This window comes from Flavobacterium sp. HSC-61S13, assembly GCF_024171535.1.
Classification (GTDB): Bacteria; Bacteroidota; Bacteroidia; order Flavobacteriales; family Flavobacteriaceae; genus Flavobacterium.
In genome coordinates this window covers 21,915-45,087 of the sequence record NZ_JALJZV010000022.1, presented here as the reverse complement: position 1 = coordinate 45,087, position 23,173 = coordinate 21,915, and the positions used below count along the sequence as shown (strand labels likewise).

Here is a 23,173-nt window from a genome sequence, read left to right as displayed (position 1 = left end):
AAATTACGACTCTCAAATTACGACTCTCAAATTACGACTCTCAAATTACGACTCTCAAATTACGACTCTCAAATTACGACTCTCAAATTACGACTATCGAATTACGACTATCGAATTACGACTATCGAATTACGACTATCGAATTACGACTATCGAATTACGACTATCGAATTACGACTATCGAACTACGACTCTCAAATTACGACTCTCAAATTACGACTCTCAAATTACGACTATCGAATTACGACTATCGAATTACGACTATCGAACTACACGGAAGACGAAATTCGGAACCCACCGATTCAGCACTAACAACAGTTTTCCCTTATCCCGATTACCTATATAAGACTGATATTTCCGTTTGGCTATTGCCCTAACAGCTTGTTGTGCGGCTTTATCTACCTTACAACCCGGTGCATCCGATTCTTTACCTGAGGCTTGACCGAATTCATTGAGGGATTTTTTCGTCAGGGTTGTTTGTAGAAAACTGGGGATTAAAATGGTCACATCTATTGGGATTCTAGCCAACTCGGCTCGCAAACTATTGAAATAACCGTGTAGTGCCGCTTTTGCACCGCAATAAGACGAACGACCTGGTAAGGCTACCTGGGCCAACACACCTGACACCACGACGATATGCCCTAGGCGGCGTTCTATAAAATGAGGTAACAGATGTCGCGTTAGTTCGACCACACCAAAGTAATTGGTATCAAAAATGGTTCTTGACACCTCTTCCGACGTTTCGAGAGCGGTACCGTTCTGCCCCACCCCGCCACAATGGACAACCATATCGATACAACCAAAAAAGCTAATCGCTTCCTTTACTTTCTCATAAAAACTATAGGATTCCAACAAATCCAAAACCAAAACGCGCGAATCTTTTATATTAGACTGCACCGCGCTCAACTCTTGAGCCCTGCGAGCCGATAAGATCACATTTGCACCCTGTTTAGCGAATTGATAAGCCAATGCCTCACCGAAGCCCGAAGAGGCGCCTATCACCCAAATAACTTTTTCTTTATAATTTTTCATATATTCTCATCTAAGTTTATAGTTCAGACCATGCACCAATACAAAAACAATATAAATTTACGCGTTCTATTTCATTGGCATTATGATATTTCTTCTGTTTTATGTTTTTTTGCGGCTGGAACTATCAAATTGAATTCATATTCGCCTATTCGATCGCTATTATAACTCACTCCTTAACGCGTCCATTCCTTACGGCTACTGGAAAAAATGTTCCACTACTCCCCTCAAAGTAAGTTCAAATTAAAAATCCTTTTCAAATCCCAATAAAAAATTATTTTTATACTACTGATTCTTAAAAACTTAGTAAATCACATTGAAAAAACATCAAAAAACTTCTATATAAGATTTGCAAAGCCCATAAAAAGCTCTATATTTGCACTCGCAATACAGCAATGAATTGCACTGGAGAAATGGCAGAGTGGTCGATTGCGGCAGTCTTGAAAACTGTTGACTGTAACAGGTCCGGGGGTTCGAATCCCTCTTTCTCCGCCATAAAAATGAAACCCGACCTTGGTCGGGTTTTTTGTTTTATAAAAATGTTGTCGAGCTCGCTCGAAACAACATTTTTGAAAAACAAAAAAACAGCATTGCGAAGTAATGCTGTCATTTTTATGAACCGCTCACCCCTACAGGGAACACCGCAGCAAAGCGAAGGTAATCCCGATTATCTAAATAACAGTGTCGTTTTTATGAACCGCTTCCCTCACAAGGGAACACCGCAGCGAAGCGAAGGTAATCCCATCTTTATTCCCTATTTCAAAAGCGAACTAAAAACATAAAAGACCAAGGGCGAAGACCATGGTCTTTCTTTGAGCTCACTTCCCCCTACAGGGAATACCGCAGCGAAGCGAAGGTAATCCCATCTTAACACCCCCTATCATAAGTTCCATGCAAATTCACTATGCCCACCACTGAACCGCTTCCCTTACAAGGGAACACCGCAGCGAAGCGGAGGTAATCCTGTCTTTAATATTCTACTCACTCAAAAGCGTACTGAAAACAAAAAAGACCATGGTCTTTCTTTGAGCTCACTTCCCCCTACAGGGAACACCGTAGCGAAGCGAAGGTAATGCTTGCTCAACTCCCATTTTGTCATAAAAACTAAATTACGCAGGTTGTATAAGTTTTTCAAGTATCATCTACATAAAGATTTAACTATATTAGCTATGTACTATACGAAATGCAGATCTAGAAATGATTGAACAAAACTAAGATGTGTTTTTATTTTGTACAAAAAGCAATTCTACACCTACTTTTAAATAATATGCAGAAGATAATTTCAATTATAATACTCCTTATTCCAGTTCTTTTCTATTCACAAAATAAAGAAACTATAAATTGGATAAGTGATAACTCCATTACCATTGAAGATGCAAATCCAGATTCTGAACTAGATATCTTCAATAGCAATACGCCTATTAAATTCGAAAATGCTAAAATATATGGATTTGGAGAAGCTTCGCATAATACAAAAGAATTTTTTGATATAAAAGCAAAGTTTTTTAAGTATTTAGTCAAAAATAAAGGCCTTAAAGTTTTTATAATGGAAGAGAGTTATCAAGCCGAAGAAGGCATAAACGAATGGTTAAAAGGAGGTAAAGGTGATAAAAAAACAATAGCAAATAACTTTAATAATGGATTTTGGCATACCAAAGAAATCACAGATCTTTTGGAATGGATGCGTAATTACAATATTGGAAAACCAGAAGAGGAACAAATAAAGTTTTATGGTATGGACATACAATCAGGTGATAAAATTAATCTTGAAATACGAGATTTTGTTTTGTTGAATAAGATTAAAATTGATGAAAATCTATTAATTGTCGCAGACAGTTGTTCAAATAAAAAGATTGATTATCAAAAACCTACTGATTGGTGGCAACTTCAAGTTCCTAAATTAAATCAGCTTAAGCAACAAATATTGCATTCAAATTTAGAAAAGAAAAAATATCAACCTATTGAAAAATCTTTAAATTATTTAATCAGTTATGCCGAATTTGCGTCTTCCACTAAAGAGAAATATCCTGCTTACGTTGAATTCCGGGATTTAAAAATGTTTGAAAATGTAAAGTACCTTGTCGATCAACAATCGAATAGTGAAAAATTTTTTATATGGGCACATAATGAACATATAAACAAAAAGGAAATGTACTATACTGCTAGCGGAATACTTACTTTAGGGAAATATCTAAAGGATTATTATAAAGATGATTATTACAGTATAGGATTCGACTTCGGTACAGGTAAAATAAATGGTTCTGTAAATGATAAGAAAAAAGGAAATTATTGGAAAACTTACCATATAACAAAACCTTTTCCAAAGACATATGCCAATACGTTAATGTCAATAAATAAAAATATATTTTTTATAGATATGGAAGATTCTCATTTAAATGAACCAACTAATTTTTTCTCCAAAAAATCAAGACATATAATGATTGGTGGAGGTGGGTATCAACCTGAACCTTTGCATAGAATTTTAATTAATAAGATATATTACGAGACCTATGACGGGTTAATCTTTGTAAAAGAAATTTCACCTCCAAATCTTAATCTATAGTAATCATAAAGACAGCGCATAACTTCGCATTTAATAGCATTAAAGAATTTTTCCTTACTAGAGAAATAATTAAAAGAGCCAACCTCAGTTTAAAACTTTGCTAATTAGGTCCTCACCACAATTCAAAAAGTGAAGATCCCTATTTCATAAAGAATTACACTATGCAAAGAACTGTGTTATTTGTCGCTAAATTCTTTTTGAAAATCAAGTGTTAATCGGTAATTCTCTTCGATTGGGACTAAGGCTCTGGTTGTTTTCGCAATGTCTTTTCCTTCTTCGGTCCACAAAAATGGCATAAAGGAAAACACTTCATTTCCGTTGGCTGCTTTTATATCGTCTTGCCAGTTTTCCCATCTAAAAAGTTTATAGAATTTATGAATATCGCCAGTAAAGGCCCAATAAAGAAATTCAGAATAGCTGGTATCTAAACATTCCCATGCTAAGCTGTCTTGAGCTAAATAGTACACCTTCCCTATCTCAGTTCCAATACCGCCAGCATTTAAGGCAAAATAGCCCCCGATGATGTCATCGGCAATTAAAAAATGAGACGGTTGATCGCCATAATTCTCAAAGGTTTTACCTTTGTTCCAGCTTGTCAACCCTCTGTCGAGTTTTTCACTGCCAGAACCTAAAATCCGCAACCATCCGTGGTCAATTAATATGCCGCCGGTTTCGTAGATTACAGCACCCATGGGCGAACGGGTTGTCACTTGTGCATTTACCAGTTCTTGCTCTGCGCGTGCGCCATCCCTTGGCAATATCTCAAAATCGTTTTCGGCTTCGCTTATCCATTCGGAGACTAACTCCCAACCCGGTTCGTCTAAGTTTATCAATTCTTTTAGTGTCTTCATGTGTTAGGTACTTAGTAGATATAGAGAACTGATGGATACTATGCCAAGGATAAGGATGACGATCATTATTTTGCGGTAGTTTTCATAACCAAACCATTCAACGAGTACCACGCTTTTTCTGTTTCCCGTCGGGTCTGTTGCCCATTTCCATCGCTTTATATATCCTATTAAAATTACTATAAAAACAAGACCAACAATAATATAGGCGAGTTTGGGATTACTTTTTATATGGTTAAAAACTTCGTCAATGTTCATTGTGTCTTCTATATTTGGTTGTGTTTTATAAAATTACTGGTAAAAAGCGAGAAGAAATTTTTCTACTCAAATCTCCCTATTGCAAAATTCTGGTTTTGTTCCGCTTTTGTCGAATGTAACCAAAAGCGTTTTACTTTTTATCAATACTTTCTTTTATGCAGTCAATAATTTCTAAAATATCAACAAGTGTATCCTCTTTATAGTCTCCCAGCATTTCAAATAAAACAAATTTCTCTGTATTATTGTGAATATCAGTCAGGGCATTTTTTAATGTTAGCAATTCCTCTTTTGAGATGTCAAAAGTTATAATTTTTGAACCGTAGGCAGTTGTCAAATCAGCACTTCCATTTAATTCACTTTCAGCAACAATTGCCGTTAGTGCAATCACAGCATCTTCATAATGTACAAACTGTTCGAAGTCTGGATTATCAAGCCGGACGTTGTTATCCGTGCGTTCATCGAGCAGTTCGGGTTGATCCAAGTATCTTTTTAAGTCGCACCGTTTGTAAATTTCCGTCAAGGTTAATTTTTTACACGGAATTTTCTCTAAAAATTGTTGAAAGTCTCCACCATAATCACTTCCAAATGCGGTGTCTTTCCATTTTTCTATAAACATATTTTTTTTTTATTTTAGTTACCACTCTCGCCAATTATCGATATATTCCGTTGTTTCATCAAGTCCTACTATCGTTCCCATTTTATATAAGGCATCACATAATCCTTCTCTTTCTTCTGTGTCGATGGTACTTTCAATAGCATCGTTATCTTCAATTTTGTTTAGCGATAAAACACAGTTTTCAAACAAATTAAGTATTTCGCTACTTTCTGTATTTTCAGGAAGTGTCCTTAATTTGTCGCGCAGTGCATTGAGCTCCGCCATTATAATGGGTTCTAAATCTTCATAAACTACTGGAAGGGACTGTTTGAAATCGATCTCTTGTAATTCTAACTTTTTCATAATTCAAAATCAGCTACTTTTTTGTGAGAAAACTTCAGCGTATAATATAATTCGCCTACTTTTTTTGTGGCAATTCGGGCTTGGTTAAGGTCAAGCCGATATTCTTTTAAACAAGTTTTGATACTGCTAACCGCTTTTTCACTGTCTACAACCCTACAAAAAATATTTAATTTCTTTTGCCCCATATCAAAACCATCCACATCACCTACCCCATTCCAACCTAGATGGTCTTTTAGATATTCTTGCACCTTGTCTTTAAGCCATAAATCCCTTTTATTTCCCAAATCACTCTTTAAAGGAAACTGAACAACAACCCAATGATGATGGTCTTCATCTATTTGAGCATAGCCCTGACTTTCACATTCTTTACAGAAATTAAGGACAAAATCGTCATTGGCCATGTTTGTTTCAATCGGAATCTCTTCTACTTTTCCTTTAAAACCCACTTTTCCATAGTGAACAACGGCTACTTTTCTCTTTTCGTCAAACCAAGTTTCTTTGTAAAGTAGTTGTTCTTTATCGTCAGCTTTATAATATTTTATCATGGTACGTTCACTTCGTTTAATCTGTACTGGGATCAGCTTGATCAGCATATCCAATTCTTTTCCGGTATTTTCTATAACCGAAGCAGCTAACTGAATAAAGCCTTCGGCAGCCCCATTTTAGCAGTGGTTTTTTTTAAAATTTAGGATTTCACGATAAAATCATAGGCGTGTTCGGTAAAGTAAACAGGAATGTTTCCCCAATCCAATTTTCTTTCCTTTGCCGCTTCGTGTGCTTTTTTCATGATTTCCATAAATCTGGAAATTATTATTTGTTCACACCAATCTCTTGCATCTTGCATTTCATCGGTCCATTCGTCATTTTCTTCCTTTTCTTCAATCGTTTCAAAGAGATTTTGAAATTTTTCGTAACCTGTCAAGACAAATTCCTTAGTCGTCATGACATCACTTTTGCAGTCCGATAGCCATTCCATGTCCTCTAGGTCAAGTCCGCCGTCTTCTTTGTAGGCAACACCATCGATGTACCAAACATCGGTATTTATATCAAATTCGTTCATTTCAAAGTACATGGCTTTAACAACCATTTTCTTTGAAATTTCTTTGTAAAAACTGTCCATCCAATTGACTAAATCGTCGGTAGGATTTGTAAAGGTTTTACCTATGATTTCGTGGAATGCTGTTGTAGCAATATTACTGAGTTCTTTTTCCGCTGTAGAAATGGCTTTCTGAAAGTCAAGATTTTCAAGGTCGGAATTTATTTGTTCTGCAAAATCAAAGTTCATTTTCGTGTCTTTATATATTATTTGTACCTGTCGTGGTATGTTTACTGCTAACGCTTCTAGGGCTTGGGATGCTACCGCACTCGAAGCACTCATCTTCCATGTGGTTGTAAAATTCAATCGAAGTACTATCTTCTAAGTTAAACCTTTCGCCTCACTATTGAAGACGGTGAAGCCCTCGGTGAAATTAAACCTTTACTAGCGGTTGCCTTTCGCTCGTTGTTCAAAAAATGTTTTTACATATTTTTCAAAATCCTTTATTAGTAAAAGCCTTTCTCTTAGCGTCTCTATTTTTATGAAATCTTTGGATTTTGTCAACACCCCAAAAGCAGCATGTCTAACATCTATATCTTCATTTATGTTCTCCATAGCATTTATAGAAAAGTCTATAACGTCGGGAAAACTGCTAAAACTCCAAGACAAAGACATAAACCCATATTGTCTAATCATTTCGTCAGTTTCATTTTTTAAAGCTTCTAAAATCCTGTTTTTTATGGCTATACGATTAAGATCGCTAAAGTCTGCAATTTCAATAATCTTGTAAACATTCACTTTTACGAGGTCGTAAGTTTCACTTTGCTCTATTAAATCCAATAAAAAATTCCATTTAGTATGGTCATTCAAGAATTGGAAGTCTGTGATAATGATTTCAGCCTTTTCGTCCTCGTCCACTTCGGATTGATAGTTGTCAATTAGTTGATTTAATTCTGTCATTACACATTTTTTTTTAGGTTTCCGCTAACTTGTATACTCCACTTTAAAGTAACGACAATCTGCTAATAATTGGATGTAGAGACGCTACAAGCGCGCGAATCAGTAACAAATATAGAGAATCTGTTTTATTACAAATCTTCTATATGGTATAAATATTTAGTCGAAGAACTATGGTTGAACTGTATAGTTTCTCCCCACTAATTTTACCGGGTCGGTTTCCAAATGTAATCCCCGTCTTTATTGATGTAACCATCTTTATAAACAGCGTGGTCTTTTCCGATGGTAACTTTTGCTATCCCATTTTCAAAACGTTCTACATGTTCAAATTTTGGTTTAATAACCATGTTTCCATCGCGATTTATAAATCCATGTTTGTTGTTTTTTTTAAACTGAACACTTGCCAAACCATCTGAGAAATTTTCTCCTACTAAGTATTCGCAGGGAATAACAACGGCTCCCTTCGTATCGATGTACCCATTGCCATTATCCCAAATACAGCATAGTCCTTCTGAAAAATGTCCATTAGCTATATTAAAATCAGGCGGAATTAAAGATTCGTTGTTTCTATTTACAAAGCCAGATAATTGTTTTTTATTAGCTTTTTTACCAATAAGCGTTGGTATTACGGCTGCCAGGCCTTCATGAAAGGAGCTGGTATAATGGTATATGGGCGGTATAATGAAGTTGTTATCCATATCAACAAAGCCCCATTTCTTCTCTATTAAAGATTTACAATTAACCAGACCTTCATTATATTCCGATACGCCAAATTCCCGGTTATTCAATATTGTTTTGCCACTTGTATTTATGAAATAAGATGAAGTAAACATATTGTCTTGTACTAAGGCTATTCCGTTATGAAATTCATTTACGCGATAGTATTTAGGTTCAATGACGATATCATTTTCGCTATTGATGAAACCAAATTTCCCGTCAACTTCCACAATTGCTAACCCATCGTTAAAACCTCCAAAGCCATATTCGTATCTATAGTTTGGGTTTATATGGATATTACCTTTACCGTCCATATATCCAAACTCCTCATTAACTTTTATGCCTCCAAACATATTGGCGAAGTCAAATTCAAACTTTGTAATCAGGTTTCCCTGCTTGTCTATAAACGCATATTTCCCATTTTTTTTAACCGGATAAAATTTCTCTGCCATATCGTTCAATAAGTTTCTGCTAAGGTCTCGGTGTTGTGTAATGATTCTGAACAATCTAAGTACAAACAGGGAATGGATGAACTACGATAGAAATTACCGTTGCCCCCTACTGTTCCTAACCAATTTTTAGTTGCCGTTTATTTCTGTGTTAAGTTGTTTAAATTTATTCTTATTAACTCGTTTTATATTGTCCAGAATTTCCGTTTGTTTTTCACTGGGTAGTTCTTTTAATTTTTCAATAAATGTTGGATAAACGGTCTTATTAGCATAGAACCAAAAAGGGTTTGTCATCGTATCAATTTGTCGCCAATCTTTACCGAGGTTTAAGGCTAAAACTTCGATTAGAAAATCTAAATCTTCAAGCCATACTTTTTTTCCTTTTTTCCAAAATATCCCACTTATAGAAAACTCGCCTCCTTTTTCCCGTCCTTCTACAAATCTTTTTCTCCAATTTTCGTCCCAATATTCGGGAATAGCACTTTCTTTCGTTTTTGCGATGGGTTTACCTAATTTTTCCAAAACGCTTTCCCACGCTTCGTCGGCTATAAACCATTTTTTTAGCGCAGCCATAGAAGATCTTCTCTCAGCTATAGTCCATTGCTTCGCTGCTTCCAAAAAGGCTTGCAAGGCGACTTCAGCAGTTGGAAGGGGAATATAAAATCGAAAAACTTGGTCAAACTTCCCCATTCTTTTCTGAAGCTCGGATAGTCTCTGGGCAAGAATCTCGCCGACCAACTTTGGAGGGAATACCCAAAGTGCATTATACAAACTTTCATAAACACCGGAATCGTCTTTTAGTCTTATCGCGTCGATAAGTTTATGTAGGTAATTACTTTCCTCCTCGCCATTTAATGAATACATTAATTCACTAAATTTCACACAGTCTTCCGCTGTTTTTAAATCCCAAACTTTTTCAAGTTCTATACCCCAATTTTCAAAGTTTGTTGTTGTTGTTGTCATTCGTCTGTTTTATGTGTTGCTTTTATTTGCTAGCTACCCTTCGAACGGCAACTATAATTAAGCATTCGGTACTGCGACACGATTTGGTTTGTTTTACTTACTGTCAAAAAGAGGATTATATCTACGCGACTTGCGGTTGTATAATACCGTTTTACTCACACTTCAAAAATCTAAAGCAGTAACAAATTACTGATGATGATGATGATGCTTCATGATCAAGTTTTTAAGCGTTAAGGCATCATCCGCAAATCCTTGAACTAAGCTAAATGCCGATATACCGAAACTATTTTCTGCATAAATATCGGCTCCATGCTCTAAGAGTTTTTCTACAAAGTATAAATCGTCATTTGCTTTAACTCCGGTACTCGACATGGCTTTTGTCAAGACAGTACCTCCATGTCCGATGCGCCTATTTACATCGGCTCCATTTTTAATTAGGTGATCAAATATTTCTTTTGATTTGTAGGTAAAACCAACACTAAGACATAATGCGGTATACATTCTAGGGCCTCGCTGTGGCTGTGCGTTAATGTCAATACCTCTTTTTAGCAGCTCATCTATAACTGGAATGGGATCTAATAGGTATGGGCGATTTATTGCAAATTCCTCCAAATTGCTATCATAAATTAAACTACCGAGGTAATAATGCAATATGTTTTTAGAACTTTCATCTATGGAATTTATTTCAAAATCATCTAAAAACAGCTTAAACGCTGGCTGTGTTTTGCAATGATTGAAAGCTATTTTGTGGGCGTTGGTAAATTTCATGCTAACTTGATTTATAAAAAATGGATTCTTCTGTATAGGCATTTACAAAAATTAAAATTTCTGAGGCTAAACCTAGGCGAACGTTATCAGGTCTTGAGTACATTACACAAAAAAAACTGTATATATTTTCTGCGACAAGCTTGATTTCACCTTATTGTTGATTCCGCCTTTTAGTCTACTAATTCATTCTTCTGAATAATTTTCAAGTAATATTTCTCCAACATTTTAGTGTTATCAATCTTATTCGTTCTATCTGTATACGTAAACCAATCTGTCATAAGGTCAGTAAAAACCAGTTTTCCACTATCAGTGAGATCTTGGTTTTTGTAGTTCATATACAGAATGCGATTGTTTTTATCCAAAGGATTTAGCACTAATAATTCCTTCTCATAACAAAAACGAAGAAACACAACAAACATTTCGTAGATGTTGACGATGTGTTCTGGATATTTTCTATTGGCCGTAAAATGACTGGAGATATCGCAAACAAAATTGGCCCAATCAAATTTTTCTTTATAGGTAAGAACGAGTAAATCCACCGCCTTTTCGATAGGTATTAAAAGCATTTTATGTTGCGCTTGCGTTGAATAGCCCTTATATACTGCTGGGGGATTATCTAGCAATTTATTTACTGCTTCTGTATAAACAAAGTATAACGCTTCATCAAATAATCCGCCTATAAAATGGTTGTTACACAGCATCATCCAGTTTTTATTTTTGGCAGGGGAAAATGTAATTCTATAATTTTGACTATTTAAAAGTTCGTATGTTTTTATGATAAAATCAATCGAAGTCATTACTCTATTTGTTTAGCCAATAAAACTATGGTTTTTTTATTTACAAAAATACCATAAAATTAACAAAGTGAATAAAAAGTATATAAAATTAGATAAACTGCGAATTCCAGTGATATTGACCAGCAACGAGGGCTCGAGTTGGACCTGGAAAACTACTCTGATGTCGTTGTTTTTTGTTTACAAAGTAAATAAACTCAAAATATTGATGAGTTTACGGATTTCCGTATTTATAATATAGATATAGATGTTATGTTTGGCGCTAAAATAATATTGTTTCGCTATCCACAACAAATTAGTTTGCTAAATGTTTAATTTACAAATATTTAATTATTTTGATAGCATATTTCACGAAATACGGATATAGGTGGAGTTTTACGAAACTACAGTGTATTTTGTATCGTAAAAAAACAATGTTATCGGCAATTATTCCCAAACAATATGAATAGATTAGAAGCTACTTTTCAAGAGATTAAAAAAAGTAAAAAACCAAGTAAACTATCTACAAGACAGGTAATTAATGAATATGGAGTTTCAAGAAGAGGATGGAGAGTTATTAATAATGTAAATGCTTGGCTAGAAAAACATGAACTCATAATGGAACCCAGTTTTGAAGCCGCTAATTTTTACGGATTTGTCGAAATTTCTCCTATTCCAACGTTACAGGTTAATGGTGAATTAAAAAAGCCAAAGTATACGGATGCAATACCAAGATTGAGCATCATAAAATCATCTGATTTAAATAATTCTGAAGAAAAAAATGTCTCGCTAATTTCAATAAAAAAAGAAACATCACTTGTTGAGGCAGTGACTTTAATGATAAAACATAATTTTTCACAACTCCCAATTTTAACAAGTAAAAATGAAGTTTATGGACTTGTAAGTTGGAAAAGTATAGGAAAAGCCTTGTCACTTGGAAAAACTTGTAAACAAGTAAAGGATTGTTTTGAACCTGTTGAAGTTCTTAACTATGATGAACCATTATTTAAAGCTGTCAAAATTATACTTGAAAAAGAAGTAGTTATGATAAAAGATTATAAAAGAGAAATCTCTGGAATTATTACTGCAACAGATATAGGAGAGCAATTTTTAATTTTATCAGAACCATTTTTTTTAATAGAACAAATTGAAAATTTGATACGTCGAATACTAGATGATATTCTGACTTTTGACGACATTAATTCAGTTTTGGATGTAAACAAGTATGACAAAGAAATTAAACATTTATCTGATTTATCTTTCGGTCATTATGTTAGGATTATTGAAAATGAATCTCTTTTCAAAAAATTAAATATTAATATCGACCGAGTAATTTTGCAAAAAATGCTTTCTGAAGTCAACATAATAAGAAATGAAGTCATGCATTTTAATCCAGAAGAAATGGGAACTGCTGATTTAGAAAAACTAAGGGAAACTCGCGATTTCTTACTTATAATAGTAGAACATAAATAACTGTAGCTAACATGGGTTTGGCGCAATTGCAGTTTAAGGCAAAAATTCGAGGTTTCGGCTTTCTATTCCGCAAAAAGCAAATTACATTGACTTTTTTATTAAATTTATTTAATTAATTGGCTTTTGCTTACCGTGTCGCTAAATCGAAACTTTTCGCTTCAATTTTCGCCACTGACACTAAGCCCCGAAACGTTAGCGGTCATTAATTAACGACATTAAAGGTGTAAAACCACATTGACATCAATAAAATATGGATAAAGAATTTTTAGAAGAATACTCACTGTTTAGAAGGTTTAATTTCTCTGTTCCACGAACCATGGATATAATTCCTACACCTCCAATAAATATGATTTGTAGAAACTGTGGAAATCTCCAAACATTTAATATGATTAATAAATATTCGCAGTTTTATGGATATTCAAATCCAAAGAGTGCTGACGAAAAAGTAAGACTTATATACCTGTGTCAATCTTGTAGACAGTTTAAACGACAGTTTGACGTATACATAAGTCCAGAATTAGACTACATTTATAAATTTGGGCAATATCCTGAATGGGAAATTAAAATGGACAAAAACCTTGAAAGTACTCTTGGTAAACACGCTAAGACATTTAGAAAAGGACTTGTTTGCGAATCTCAAGGCTATGGCATTGGTGCATTTTCCTATTATCGAAGAATAACTGAAGAAATAATTGACGAACTTCTTGACTCTATTACTGATTTAGTTGAAGAAGTAAATAAAGTAGAATACAAAATTGCGTTAGAAAAAACGAAACAAACGAGAGTAACGCAAGACAAAATTGACTTGGTTAAAGACTTGCTTCCATCAATTCTAAAACCTAATGGAATGAATCCTCTTGGTGTTTTACATAGTGAACTCAGTGAAGGTCTTCACGCTGAAACAGACCAAGCTTGTCTGGAAAACGCAAGTCATATTAAAAGCATTTTGACATTTTTGATAAACCAAATTATTCAAAGTAAAGAATCAGCAAAAGGATTTACCGAAAGCATGAAATCATTGCTTGAAAAGAAAAGTAAAAAATAACGAACCGCTAACAGGCGTTTGGCTCAATGGCGGGCAAAGTGGCTAAGTGAACATTCTACCTAGTATCAACTTTTGTGGTGTACTGACAGATTTGTATTCCGAAATCCGCCGCTGCGCCATGCGCAAAACGTTAGTGGCAATATTACAACAACCGTGTAAACAACAAAAGACAAATGGACTTTTCTAAAATAAATATTGAAGGTGTTTTAATTGGATCATTAATTGGTCTTTTTTTTAAAGCTTTTTTTGACAGAATTTCAACTGCACTAAAACTAAATCGACAAAGAAAAGTTTTGCTTGATTATTCGAGATATATTGGACTTGACAAATCACATAAATACATTGAAGATTTAGATTTTATTAAAAAATACGTCATTGCTGAAACAGAAGAAGAAATAACTGAAATTCAAAATAGCAATTATGGAGTAGATGCTATGCCTATGTTTACAAGTGCTATTTTCAAAAGTTTTTCGCAAGACGAACTAAGAAGAACTTCCTTCTCTACAAATAATTACATAACTATACTTGATATTTCGTATAGTATTGACTTTTTGAGAGATTATATGCCGTTAGAACTTTGGGAGAAATATCAAATTAAAGTTAGACAACATATGGAGGATGATAAAATAAAAATAGAAGACGAGATAAAGCACTTTCAAGAATGTGGCTATTTAAAATCACTTGCGAAACAAGCACTAGTAGAAATTAAAATGAAAAAAGAAAGAGCTTTCCAAACTCACAGACAATTCCATAATCTTATTGAAAAATTAAAAGGATGGAGTTTAATATGGACAATAAAATATATAATCAGACAATAAATACTGCCACTAACAAGGGTTTGGCAATAGCGAGCGGAAAGCACAAAGTTCACGTTTTGTACTTCGATTTACCCGCCATCGCCAAGCCCCGAAACGCTAGCTACAATTGTAAAACAACATGACATCAAAATTTATGGGAATTCTTGACAATAAAGAGCACGCTCAAAAAATTAAATCATTAGAAAAGTCTACCGAAAAATTGTTTAATAATCATAGTGTTCTAGCTGATAGAATTAAACAATTAAATAATGATTTCATTGAAGCTACAAAATCTAGTCCTGAATATGAAAAAGAAGCAAAAGAAGCTTCAAGAAGAACCTCAGAATATCGAAACAAATCTCTTCAAACGTTAGAAGAAGCTAAAAACTTTCTTACTTCAATAGAAAGTAATAATTCTATCATTGAAGAAAATAAGAATATTTCAGCAGAATTAATCGAAAGTATAAAAAATGATTTTGAAATTTTTAATACCTATAATAATTCATCACTTGAAAATTTAAATTCTCTTAATGATAGAATTGAGGAGCTTAATGAAATAATATCTGCGTTTGAGGAAACTATAGAAAATCACCCAGACCTTGAAACAGAAATTATTGAATTAGAAACATCGATTACAAAAATTAAGGAAAATGAAAGTAAATCTTCTCAATTAATTAAATCTATAACGAATAGAAAAATAGAATTACAAACCTTATATAATGAAATTTTAGGTTATGAGGAAGAAGACGATGAAGGGAATATAACTAAGATTAATGGCTCAAAACAAGAACTATTAGAATCTTTAGAAGGTTTAGAGGATAGAATAAGTAATTACAAAGAAGAGTTTGATACACTAAAAAAAAATACTTCTGAAAATATAACAAATCTTCTTAAAGTTAACAGCGAAAAGATATCAGAACAAATAAAAGGTTGGGAAGATAAATACGAAAAATTAAATAAGAAGATTGAAAGTTTATTGCCAAATGCAGTTACTGCGGGATTATCTCACGCATTTTCTACAAAGAAAGAAGATGAAGTTCAATCTTATGAAAAACATAAAAAACAATTTGGATATGGTATAACTGGAATGATTGTAGTTTCATTAATCCCTTTTTTAATTTCTTTATTTACATTGTTTGGTAACGATACTCTAGATGTCATAATTAATAGAGCACCTAAATTAGTAATAGCAATTCTTCCTTTATATATACCTGTTTTATGGTTATCAGTATCTTCTAGTAAAAAAATGAATTTATCTAAAAGATTAATTGAAGAATATGCACACAAAGAAGTCTTAAGTAAAACATTTGAAGGTCTTTCACGACAAATTCACGACTTGGAAGAAGATAACATATCTAAAGAATTAAAATTAAAGCTTTTACAAGATTTCTTACAAATGTATTCAGAGAATCCAGGTAAACTTATTTCTGACTATAATAAGTCTGACCATCCAATTATGGAATTATTAGAAAATTCAAATAAACTAGATAAAACTATTCTAAAGATTCAAAAATTCCCAGGACTTAATAAAGTAGCTGAAATCATTGAACAAAAATCTGAACGAAAAATTAATCAAGTAGCAGATGGAATTGAAAGAACAATAGATAGAAAATTGGCTATTGCAGAGGATAATGAAGAAAAAGTAGAAACTACATAACAACTGTAGCTAACATCGTATTGGCGAAATGGCGAGTTAAGGGAAAAATTGAAAGTTTCCCCTTTTTTATCACAACAGCCTTTTATATTTTCTTTTTTCATAAATTTAGAAAACAATAAAAACCTATTGCTCAGGTTAGTACAAGATTAAAAGTTTTGGCTTTCTAATCCGCCACTATCGCTAATCCGCGGTCCATTAGCTGTAATTTAAATCTAAAAATACTTGAATAGAAAAGAGATATTTATTTACTACTCTAGTCCAGAAAATTGGATTGCTACTGCAATGGAACTAAATGAAACAATAAACCAATTAAATTTAATAAAAAATAAAAGATTTTGTTTAGATACTTATCATTTGGATATTGAAACATTTGCAAGACCATTTTGTTCAAAATCTATCTATTTGTTAATGAGTTTCGCAATAGAGAACATATTAAAAGCAATGTTAATTTTAAGAAAACCGGAATTAGTAAATACTGGGAAAATAAAGGATGAAATAAAAAGCCATAATCTAATTTTACTATTAAATAAAGCTGAAATAAATTTAATAAATGAACAGATAGATTTTCTAAAAAAACTTAGCCATATAAGTGTATCGACAGCAAGGTATCCAATAGGGTTAAATGAAAATTATGAAATTCAAAAAGTGAGCATTCTCGATAAAGATTATTCCATTTATGAAAATTTATTTGAATCAATAATGGAATTATTACTAAAAGAATTTAATGAAAAAGGTTGGAATTCAGGTCATAAAAATGAAAAGTTAAATATTAAACCAGGTGAGTTTAAATATAAATATGAATAAACTACAATTAACAAAAGGGGTTGGCGAAATGACGGGTTAAGGCTAAAATTAAAGTTTTCGGCTTTCTATTCATCACAACTTCGCAAAGCCCAGGTACGTTAATGGCAAGCATATAACATCGCAACACACAACTACTAACAGAAAATTGAATTATGAGTATTGAGATAATTCCTATAAACGGAAAAAGTCAATATTTTGACTATGAAAACTTTGAAAAAAGTATCGAAGAAACTATTGGGAAAAGATGTTCTGATGCAAAAGTTTTTCTTTTCAACAACTTTCCTGTTTCTGTTTCTTTTGAAACCAATATTGATTTGATAATTGTAATTGCTATTGAAGATAAAAAAGGTAACTTTTATATACCAAAATCAAATAGTGATGGAAAAGCTGTTTATTTCCATAATCAAATTATTCCGCTCAAATTTATTACTCGATACCAAGATGACACGATTACAATAGATGATGAACAAATTATTGCAAATGAAGAATATATTGATTATTCAACAGAAATAAACTCAATTAGATTTGGTTTAATAAATTATCTATCATACAAATGTGGAATGAATAGACAAGAATTATTTGTTCAACCCTTGATTTTTGTAAAAAACAAAAACGAGTTTATTCAAAACAATTTAATAATTGCTGAAACTTTTGACTTTAAAACAATTCATAAATATTTTGCCCAAAATGGTGTTGAAATTTTTATAGCAAATAAAAATTGGAGATCTGAAATTGGCTATCAATTCACGTTAAACAACGACATAGAACGTATAACAGAACAAGCATCAAAAGACAGTGAAATTGGATATTTAACGAAAAAGAAAGTTGATAGAATTGGTAAAAAACTATCCAACTCAAGATTAATTTATGAAGAGTTAAACAAACATCTTGTAATTGTAAGTGGAAAAGCAGGAACAGGAAAATCAAGTGAGCTTTTATTACTGACAATTAAATGTATTAGTAATGGACAAAACACTTTGTATTTAACCTATAACAAATTGTTGATTTTAGATATTGCGAAAACTGTAAAATCTTACGTTAATGTAAAATTAGCGAATAGTAATAATAAAGGAGAAAAACCAGGTGAAGCATCTGTTCTTACACTTCACGCATTCTTTTACAGATTAAGCAAGTCGTTGGGAGTATTACACGTATTAAGTGAAGTGAGAATCGAAAACCTTTTAGATATTCTTAAAGACCGTATACGTAAAACGTATGATATTGTAAAATCAGAAATCGCGAAAAATACAAATATTGATGGTATCAAAAAAATAATACAGAACAGTAGTAAGTTAGATATTGGCACAAAAGAAGTAGGAATAGATTTTTTAAACTTTCTAAAAAGTAAAAATGGAGCGACAGTAAAAGACCTTAACAGAGTAAGCATTAATTTTTACAATCATAAAAAAAGTATCATTGGAAATATTGGTGCAAATGAAGTTTTTTTAGCTGATTATTATGGCGTTTTAGAAAATACACTGCTACAAATCCAAAATCCCGAGCAATTTTACGATAAATACAATATAGAAAACAAACACGAACTGCTTGACGTTGCAATTGGGTTAAATAAAAAATATATAGGAGAAAAAGACGGCAGGAAAACAATTACAGAGGAAGGATTTGTAGAATTTAAAAATAGAAGAATTGGCGGGCACAGAAGAAAAAGAACACTTTTTATTGACGAAGCCCAAGATTGCCATAGATTAGAAAAAGAAATTCTGATTTCCATTTATGGTAGCAACAACGTGGTTGTTGCAAATGGAGGAAAAGAACAGTTAATTCGACACGTTGAACTATGTAATTGGGAAGTTTCACAAACAAAAAAGCTTGAAGTAAAAAAACATTTCACAAAAAATAAATCATATAGAGTAAAGAAAACCGTAGTTGACTTCTGTAATTACGTAGCAAAGCGTTTTCAGATAGATTTGAACTTAGAGCCATTAGAATCTGAAGACGAAGGTGAATTGCTTTTTGACTTTAGACTCAATCTCAATGAAACGGAAGTAACAGAAGTTTTCAAGCATCTAAAATTAAAAGGTGAAATAAATGGTTGTTTACCTTATGAAAACCTTTTAGTTTTACTTGAATCTAACTCACAAAAAGAAAACATAATAGGAGTAAATGAAACAAAGAGAGAAACAGCAATTATAAACGAATACGATAACATAGAAGATACTACATCATTAAAGCGTGGAAATTGGAAACATCTTGAAGTTTTAGAAAACAATGACTTTATGTTCTGGGATGGAACTACTGACGATAAGTCACAACTTATTGTTCCTAGTCCAAATGAATCAAGAGTCATTTATTATGAATCATGTCGTGGTTTAGAAGCGTGGACCGTTGCTTGTTTTGCTTTGGACAAATTCTTTTCTCAAAAAAGAAAAGACCATGATGCAGAAAAATATTTAATTGAAGACTTGTTTTTAAATCAAGACAACGAACAAAGGAAAAGTATGTATGCTGCTACTTGGGCTTTGATGGCTTTGACAAGAGTAATAGATACATTATATGTTCAAATCAACGATAGAAATTCTGAATTTGGAAAAATTGTTGTTGATTATATAAACCAAAATAAAGAGAATAAAAATGTGCGAGAAGTCGGAAAAAATGCCAGTCATTAACAAGGGGTTTAGCAGAATCGTTGGGTTTTGTCTAAATTGTATATATAAATTATTCTAAAATCACTCATTAATAATGGAAAAGACAATTTCAATTGATTCATTTAATCCATATTCATCAAAATTTCCAGACAAAAAATTAGTTACAAAAGGAACATTAGAATTGATTAAAGAATTAAGAAGCAATGGTTACGAAATCATCGTAAGACCAGAAAATAATCAGCCAATTCAGTATTTATTTAAAAAAGGTATTCATGAGTTCTTTAGTGATCCTCTTTATGCTTTTTTAGCAGGAATTCCCACAAGTATAATATTTAACATTGCAAGTAACTACATTCAAACGAGTATTGACAAATGGAGTCAAACTGATGAAAATAGAAAAAACATAATCATTATTAACCAAACTATTAATGAAGCTGTTAATCTAAATAATAAGAAAGTTACAAAAAGTGAAATTTTAGACAAAAAGAAAAAATCGAACAAGAAAAAAGAAACTTTTCAAAAGTGCTTCTCGATAATAAGTCCTTATCCAGATTTACCAACACCAATTTTTATAGAACATAAACCTCATATTATTGGATGGGGAAGATTAAAAGTTTCTGATGAAGAATTAGAAATCGAAGAAAGTAAGATCTTGGATAAAACTATAAAAAGAAAAATTAAAAGTGGTAAAATTAAAGGTGCAAGCGTGACAGGAATTGCTGAAAAATCGATTTGTAACATTTGTAACGAAAATTATGTTGATTGTAATCATATAACTGGTGAAATATATAATGGCAAAAATTGTGCGAATAAAATTCACGAAGCAACATTTGTAGAGGTAAGTTTAGTTAATATACCAATTAATAGTCATTGTCTCCTGAAAATGATATAATTATATAATCTGCGGATAAAATTGTATAGACAAAATTCGGGGTTAAGTTAGAGTTAAACTACTCTATTTTTCTATACGTCAATACTTTTTCTATTATGCACAATCTCCCCAAAACTCCCGTAAATAAATTGAAAATTCACTTTTGCCTCAAAATCAATAATTAATTGGTAAGTCAGGAGATTCCAATCATAGTTTAAAACTTTCCTAATTAGGTGCTCACAACAATCCCAAAAAGTCAACAGCCCTATTTATTAAGCATACAGAAGAAAGTGTAAATCCCTCTTCCTCCGACACCAATAAACCCGATAGCTAAAAGAAATTCATAACTAGTACCCAATTAGAATCTTTTCAGCCTCCAAGAATAAAAAACGACGACAAACAGTTCTTCAGAATCACCAAGACACTTCCAAACAACCAACTCACTACCAAAACTTTAACACAATTATTTTTAGCTCATTTTGGGTATGGAACCAGAAATATTTATATTTGGTTTAGAAAATATTACGATCAAGCGTAAGCTGTCGAATTTGGTAACAGAGAAACCGCGAATTTTTCCTAAACAACCATAATTTCGATAGACTTACGCTCGTGCCAACTATTGGCGTGGGCTAAGTCTTTCTGGTTGTTGGGTTCTTCGCGGTACCTCTGTGCCGATTGACTTTAGCTTCACGCCTTTTTTAACCTTAAAAAACCGGCACGATGAAAACCCCAACCAACACCACTCCCCTTTTTTATGCGATTTTAACGACCCTGTCTGTTACAACAGCAACTTATGACTCCATCTCCACTTTAGGATTTAAACCAACGGAAAACGACGCTATGCTTTCACTCTTCATACTCCCCAGCTTATGAAAACGAAAGAATTTTACACCGTACTGCTTCCGCTGATTAACTGCATACTTACCGGCAAGCCGTTTGTCGATGCTAAACAAAGTCCCATTCTATTGTCAAAAGCTTTTATAAGTTCGTTAACTGATTCACTTCCTCCCTCCTTCAACAAACACCTACTCTACTGTATTAAGAGCTACTTAAAGAATCTCAATGAAGGAGAAATAGACCAGCTCACTTATTTTTTTGTCGACAATCGTCATTTGTTGTCCGTAGCGGTTTTGATTCGAGATGCCGAATGTACCACCACACAATCCAAAGCCTATTATAACGATGAGTTGATCCTGATACTACACGATTTTCTCGAACAAAAACGCTTCGATATGAGCCTAAATCTAACGTTATACCTTTATCTGGAAAACCTATTGCAAATAGAAATGGAAAACGGTCATATTTCTGTGGAAACCTACCGCAAGAGTCTGAATTTTAATTCGAGAATCAGAACGAAAGATGAAATTGCTTTTTACTAAACGTAAAATAATCATTTATCAATACCGCCAAAAACCTGAAGCGGCAGGATTTTCAATTACGTAAAGGCGCTATTTACTTGCATAGTGATTTATCTATTCAAGTTGGCGTCAACTGTCGAGCCTTGCGTAAAAAAAATGAAAAGTATAAAACACTATAAAACAAAAACAACGAGCAACTTCATTGAAGTTCCTCGTTGTTTTACAAACTAAATCACTGTAGAATCAATAACACTTTACAGCTACCAGTGTGAAAATTCGATATTTTTATAAGCACTAACTATTGATATAACAGGCGTTTTTCGTTTTGAAAACACTTTGAAGTCTTTTAGACAATCGCTTGTAGGTATTGGATGTCTTTACGTAAAAAGGGATTTCCACAAATGGAAATTTCCTTGCTGATTCGATCATCTCTTCTTCCGTTAAATTTGTCATTAAGGATTTACTGATCCATATTGAAATTAGACTATTCCATTGGTCCTTATTTCCCCAATAGTGGCCTACGATATGATCGGCAGCTTTTACCGTAGACAATTGATTACTCGCGATTCCAAACGACAATTGTTCCATGGTAAAACAAGTCACCTTGGCCGCACACATCTCATCAGTAATTTGCAGAGCCAGAGGAATGGTTGCAAAATTTTGAGTGGATATACCAATAACACCAGAATTCCACATCGTGGTATTTTCATCGATCAGGATATCCGCAAATTTTTTATACTTGATTTGCTCCCATAACTTTTTTTCGGTTTTTGTTTTTAAAGTTGGTAAAGTTCCTTCATTGAGGTGTAAGAAATTATGTCCTTTAGCCAATCCCGCCTTTATAATACTCAACGGCTGATAAACAAAAGTATCGCCATCGAGATATAAGATGTGTTTATCGGGGTATTCTTGGGATATATATTCGAGGGCTTTGATTTTTACTCTAAAAAAATAATCATAATCTCCTTTCCAATCCGAAATCATTTTTGTATCGATTGGAATAACTTTGACACGATCGCCAAGTTGTTTAAAAAGAGTAGGATCTTCTGCTATTACAATAATATCGTCAGTTTCATCCTTATTAGCTAAGACTGTGTATATTGAGAAAAACACTTGTTGATAATAACTAATATTAGTTCCAAAAACGAAAAAGATAATATTCATTGTTTTTTCTTTCAAAAATACAAATAAATATTACAAACAACACATTTACATTAATCCCAACTAAATCAACACTTTATAATGA

The 23,173-nt window shown here is 32.9% G+C and carries 25 protein-coding genes and 1 tRNA gene; 13 read left to right on the top strand and 13 right to left on the bottom strand.

What is annotated here, in order from left to right; all coding sequences use genetic code 11:
- On the top strand, positions 1-312 hold a 312-nt coding region (locus L1275_RS15635), incomplete at its 5' end, for a hypothetical protein (protein WP_253475572.1).
- On the opposite strand, the gene L1275_RS15630 is transcribed toward L1275_RS15635, so the two are convergent.
- On the bottom strand, positions 262-1,032 hold the full coding sequence (locus L1275_RS15630; protein ID WP_253475569.1) for an SDR family NAD(P)-dependent oxidoreductase: 771 nt from the start codon (positions 1,030-1,032) through the stop codon (positions 262-264). The genes L1275_RS15635 and L1275_RS15630 overlap by 51 nt on opposite strands.
- Positions 1,033-1,436: 404 nt before the next feature.
- On the opposite strand from L1275_RS15630, the gene L1275_RS15625 reads away from it, so the two are divergent.
- The 3 genes from L1275_RS15625 to L1275_RS15615 all read left to right on the top strand — a co-directional run bounded on the left by L1275_RS15625 (position 1,437) and on the right by L1275_RS15615 (position 3,592).
- A tRNA-Ser gene (locus L1275_RS15625) sits at positions 1,437-1,524 on the top strand.
- Positions 1,525-1,598: 74 nt separating this feature from the next.
- Positions 1,599-1,811 (top strand): hypothetical protein, encoded by a 213-nt coding sequence (locus L1275_RS15620; protein WP_253475567.1) that lies wholly within the window; start codon positions 1,599-1,601, stop codon positions 1,809-1,811.
- A gap of 485 nt (positions 1,812-2,296) precedes the next feature.
- Positions 2,297-3,592 carry an erythromycin esterase family protein gene (locus L1275_RS15615; protein ID WP_253475564.1) on the top strand — a complete coding sequence of 432 codons (1,296 nt, stop codon included), beginning with the start codon at positions 2,297-2,299 and terminating at the stop codon, positions 3,590-3,592.
- A gap of 176 nt (positions 3,593-3,768) precedes the next feature.
- Here L1275_RS15615 and L1275_RS15610 read toward each other — a convergent pair whose 3' ends face one another.
- From L1275_RS15610 to L1275_RS15560, 11 genes are all read right to left on the bottom strand, one after another.
- A complete protein-coding gene (locus L1275_RS15610) occupies positions 3,769-4,443 on the bottom strand; it encodes a DUF2625 domain-containing protein (RefSeq protein ID WP_253475561.1) in 675 nt (224 codons plus the stop codon).
- A 3-nt stretch (positions 4,444-4,446) separates the two neighbouring features.
- On the bottom strand, positions 4,447-4,698 hold the full coding sequence (locus tag L1275_RS15605) for an immunity 17 family protein (protein WP_253475558.1): 252 nt from the start codon (positions 4,696-4,698) through the stop codon (positions 4,447-4,449).
- Between the two features lie 130 nt (positions 4,699-4,828).
- Positions 4,829-5,314 (bottom strand): imm68 putative immunity domain-containing protein, encoded by a 486-nt coding sequence (locus tag L1275_RS15600; protein WP_253475555.1) that lies wholly within the window; start codon positions 5,312-5,314, stop codon positions 4,829-4,831.
- An 18-nt stretch (positions 5,315-5,332) separates the two neighbouring features.
- The gene (locus tag L1275_RS15595) at positions 5,333-5,656 is read right to left on the bottom strand and encodes a hypothetical protein (RefSeq protein ID WP_253475552.1); all 324 of its coding nucleotides are present in this window, start codon (positions 5,654-5,656) and stop codon (positions 5,333-5,335) included.
- Positions 5,653-6,201 carry a hypothetical protein gene (locus L1275_RS15590; RefSeq protein WP_253475550.1) on the bottom strand — a complete coding sequence of 183 codons (549 nt, stop codon included), beginning with the start codon at positions 6,199-6,201 and terminating at the stop codon, positions 5,653-5,655. Before L1275_RS15590 ends, L1275_RS15595 begins: the two co-directional genes overlap by 4 nt.
- Positions 6,202-6,341: 140 nt before the next feature.
- Positions 6,342-7,034, bottom strand: coding sequence for a hypothetical protein (locus tag L1275_RS15585; protein WP_253475547.1), 693 nt, complete (start codon positions 7,032-7,034; stop codon positions 6,342-6,344).
- Positions 7,035-7,136: 102 nt separating this feature from the next.
- Positions 7,137-7,652, bottom strand: coding sequence for a hypothetical protein (locus tag L1275_RS15580; protein ID WP_253475544.1), 516 nt, complete (start codon positions 7,650-7,652; stop codon positions 7,137-7,139).
- 203 nt (positions 7,653-7,855) lie between these two features.
- The gene (locus tag L1275_RS15575) at positions 7,856-8,818 is read right to left on the bottom strand and encodes a WG repeat-containing protein (RefSeq protein WP_253475542.1); all 963 of its coding nucleotides are present in this window, start codon (positions 8,816-8,818) and stop codon (positions 7,856-7,858) included.
- A 126-nt stretch (positions 8,819-8,944) separates the two neighbouring features.
- A complete protein-coding gene (locus tag L1275_RS15570) occupies positions 8,945-9,778 on the bottom strand; it encodes a hypothetical protein (protein WP_253475539.1) in 834 nt (277 codons plus the stop codon).
- Between the two features lie 186 nt (positions 9,779-9,964).
- Complete coding sequence (locus L1275_RS15565; protein WP_253475537.1) at positions 9,965-10,546, bottom strand: ankyrin repeat domain-containing protein; 582 nt, start codon at positions 10,544-10,546, stop codon at positions 9,965-9,967.
- Positions 10,547-10,716: 170 nt separating this feature from the next.
- Positions 10,717-11,343: a hypothetical protein gene (locus L1275_RS15560; protein WP_253475533.1), complete on the bottom strand. Its 627-nt coding sequence runs from the start codon at positions 11,341-11,343 to the stop codon at positions 10,717-10,719.
- Positions 11,344-11,781: 438 nt separating this feature from the next.
- Between L1275_RS15560 and L1275_RS15555 the strand changes: the two genes are divergently transcribed.
- The 9 genes from L1275_RS15555 to L1275_RS15515 all read left to right on the top strand — a co-directional run bounded on the left by L1275_RS15555 (position 11,782) and on the right by L1275_RS15515 (position 21,948).
- A complete protein-coding gene (locus L1275_RS15555; protein WP_253475530.1) occupies positions 11,782-12,792 on the top strand; it encodes an HPP family protein in 1,011 nt (336 codons plus the stop codon).
- Between the two features lie 250 nt (positions 12,793-13,042).
- A complete protein-coding gene (locus tag L1275_RS15550; RefSeq protein WP_253475526.1) occupies positions 13,043-13,837 on the top strand; it encodes a hypothetical protein in 795 nt (264 codons plus the stop codon).
- A 173-nt stretch (positions 13,838-14,010) separates the two neighbouring features.
- The gene (locus L1275_RS15545) at positions 14,011-14,655 is read left to right on the top strand and encodes a hypothetical protein (protein WP_253475523.1); all 645 of its coding nucleotides are present in this window, start codon (positions 14,011-14,013) and stop codon (positions 14,653-14,655) included.
- Between the two features lie 118 nt (positions 14,656-14,773).
- Positions 14,774-16,291 carry a hypothetical protein gene (locus tag L1275_RS15540; RefSeq protein ID WP_253475520.1) on the top strand — a complete coding sequence of 506 codons (1,518 nt, stop codon included), beginning with the start codon at positions 14,774-14,776 and terminating at the stop codon, positions 16,289-16,291.
- A 222-nt stretch (positions 16,292-16,513) separates the two neighbouring features.
- Positions 16,514-17,095: a hypothetical protein gene (locus L1275_RS15535; protein WP_253475517.1), complete on the top strand. Its 582-nt coding sequence runs from the start codon at positions 16,514-16,516 to the stop codon at positions 17,093-17,095.
- Between the two features lie 152 nt (positions 17,096-17,247).
- Positions 17,248-19,719, top strand: a complete 2,472-nt coding sequence (locus tag L1275_RS15530; protein ID WP_253475514.1) for an AAA family ATPase — start codon at positions 17,248-17,250, stop codon at positions 19,717-19,719.
- 73 nt (positions 19,720-19,792) lie between these two features.
- Positions 19,793-20,590: a hypothetical protein gene (locus L1275_RS15525; protein ID WP_253475511.1), complete on the top strand. Its 798-nt coding sequence runs from the start codon at positions 19,793-19,795 to the stop codon at positions 20,588-20,590.
- Between the two features lie 699 nt (positions 20,591-21,289).
- Positions 21,290-21,442, top strand: coding sequence for a hypothetical protein (locus L1275_RS15520; protein WP_253475508.1), 153 nt, complete (start codon positions 21,290-21,292; stop codon positions 21,440-21,442).
- Positions 21,439-21,948 carry a hypothetical protein gene (locus L1275_RS15515; protein WP_253475505.1) on the top strand — a complete coding sequence of 170 codons (510 nt, stop codon included), beginning with the start codon at positions 21,439-21,441 and terminating at the stop codon, positions 21,946-21,948. Before L1275_RS15520 ends, L1275_RS15515 begins: the two co-directional genes overlap by 4 nt.
- 273 nt (positions 21,949-22,221) lie before the next feature.
- Here the strand turns inward: L1275_RS15515 and L1275_RS15510 are convergent, their stop codons facing one another.
- Positions 22,222-23,091, bottom strand: a complete 870-nt coding sequence (locus tag L1275_RS15510; RefSeq protein ID WP_253475502.1) for a hypothetical protein — start codon at positions 23,089-23,091, stop codon at positions 22,222-22,224.
- Positions 23,092-23,173: the final 82 nt, after the last annotated feature.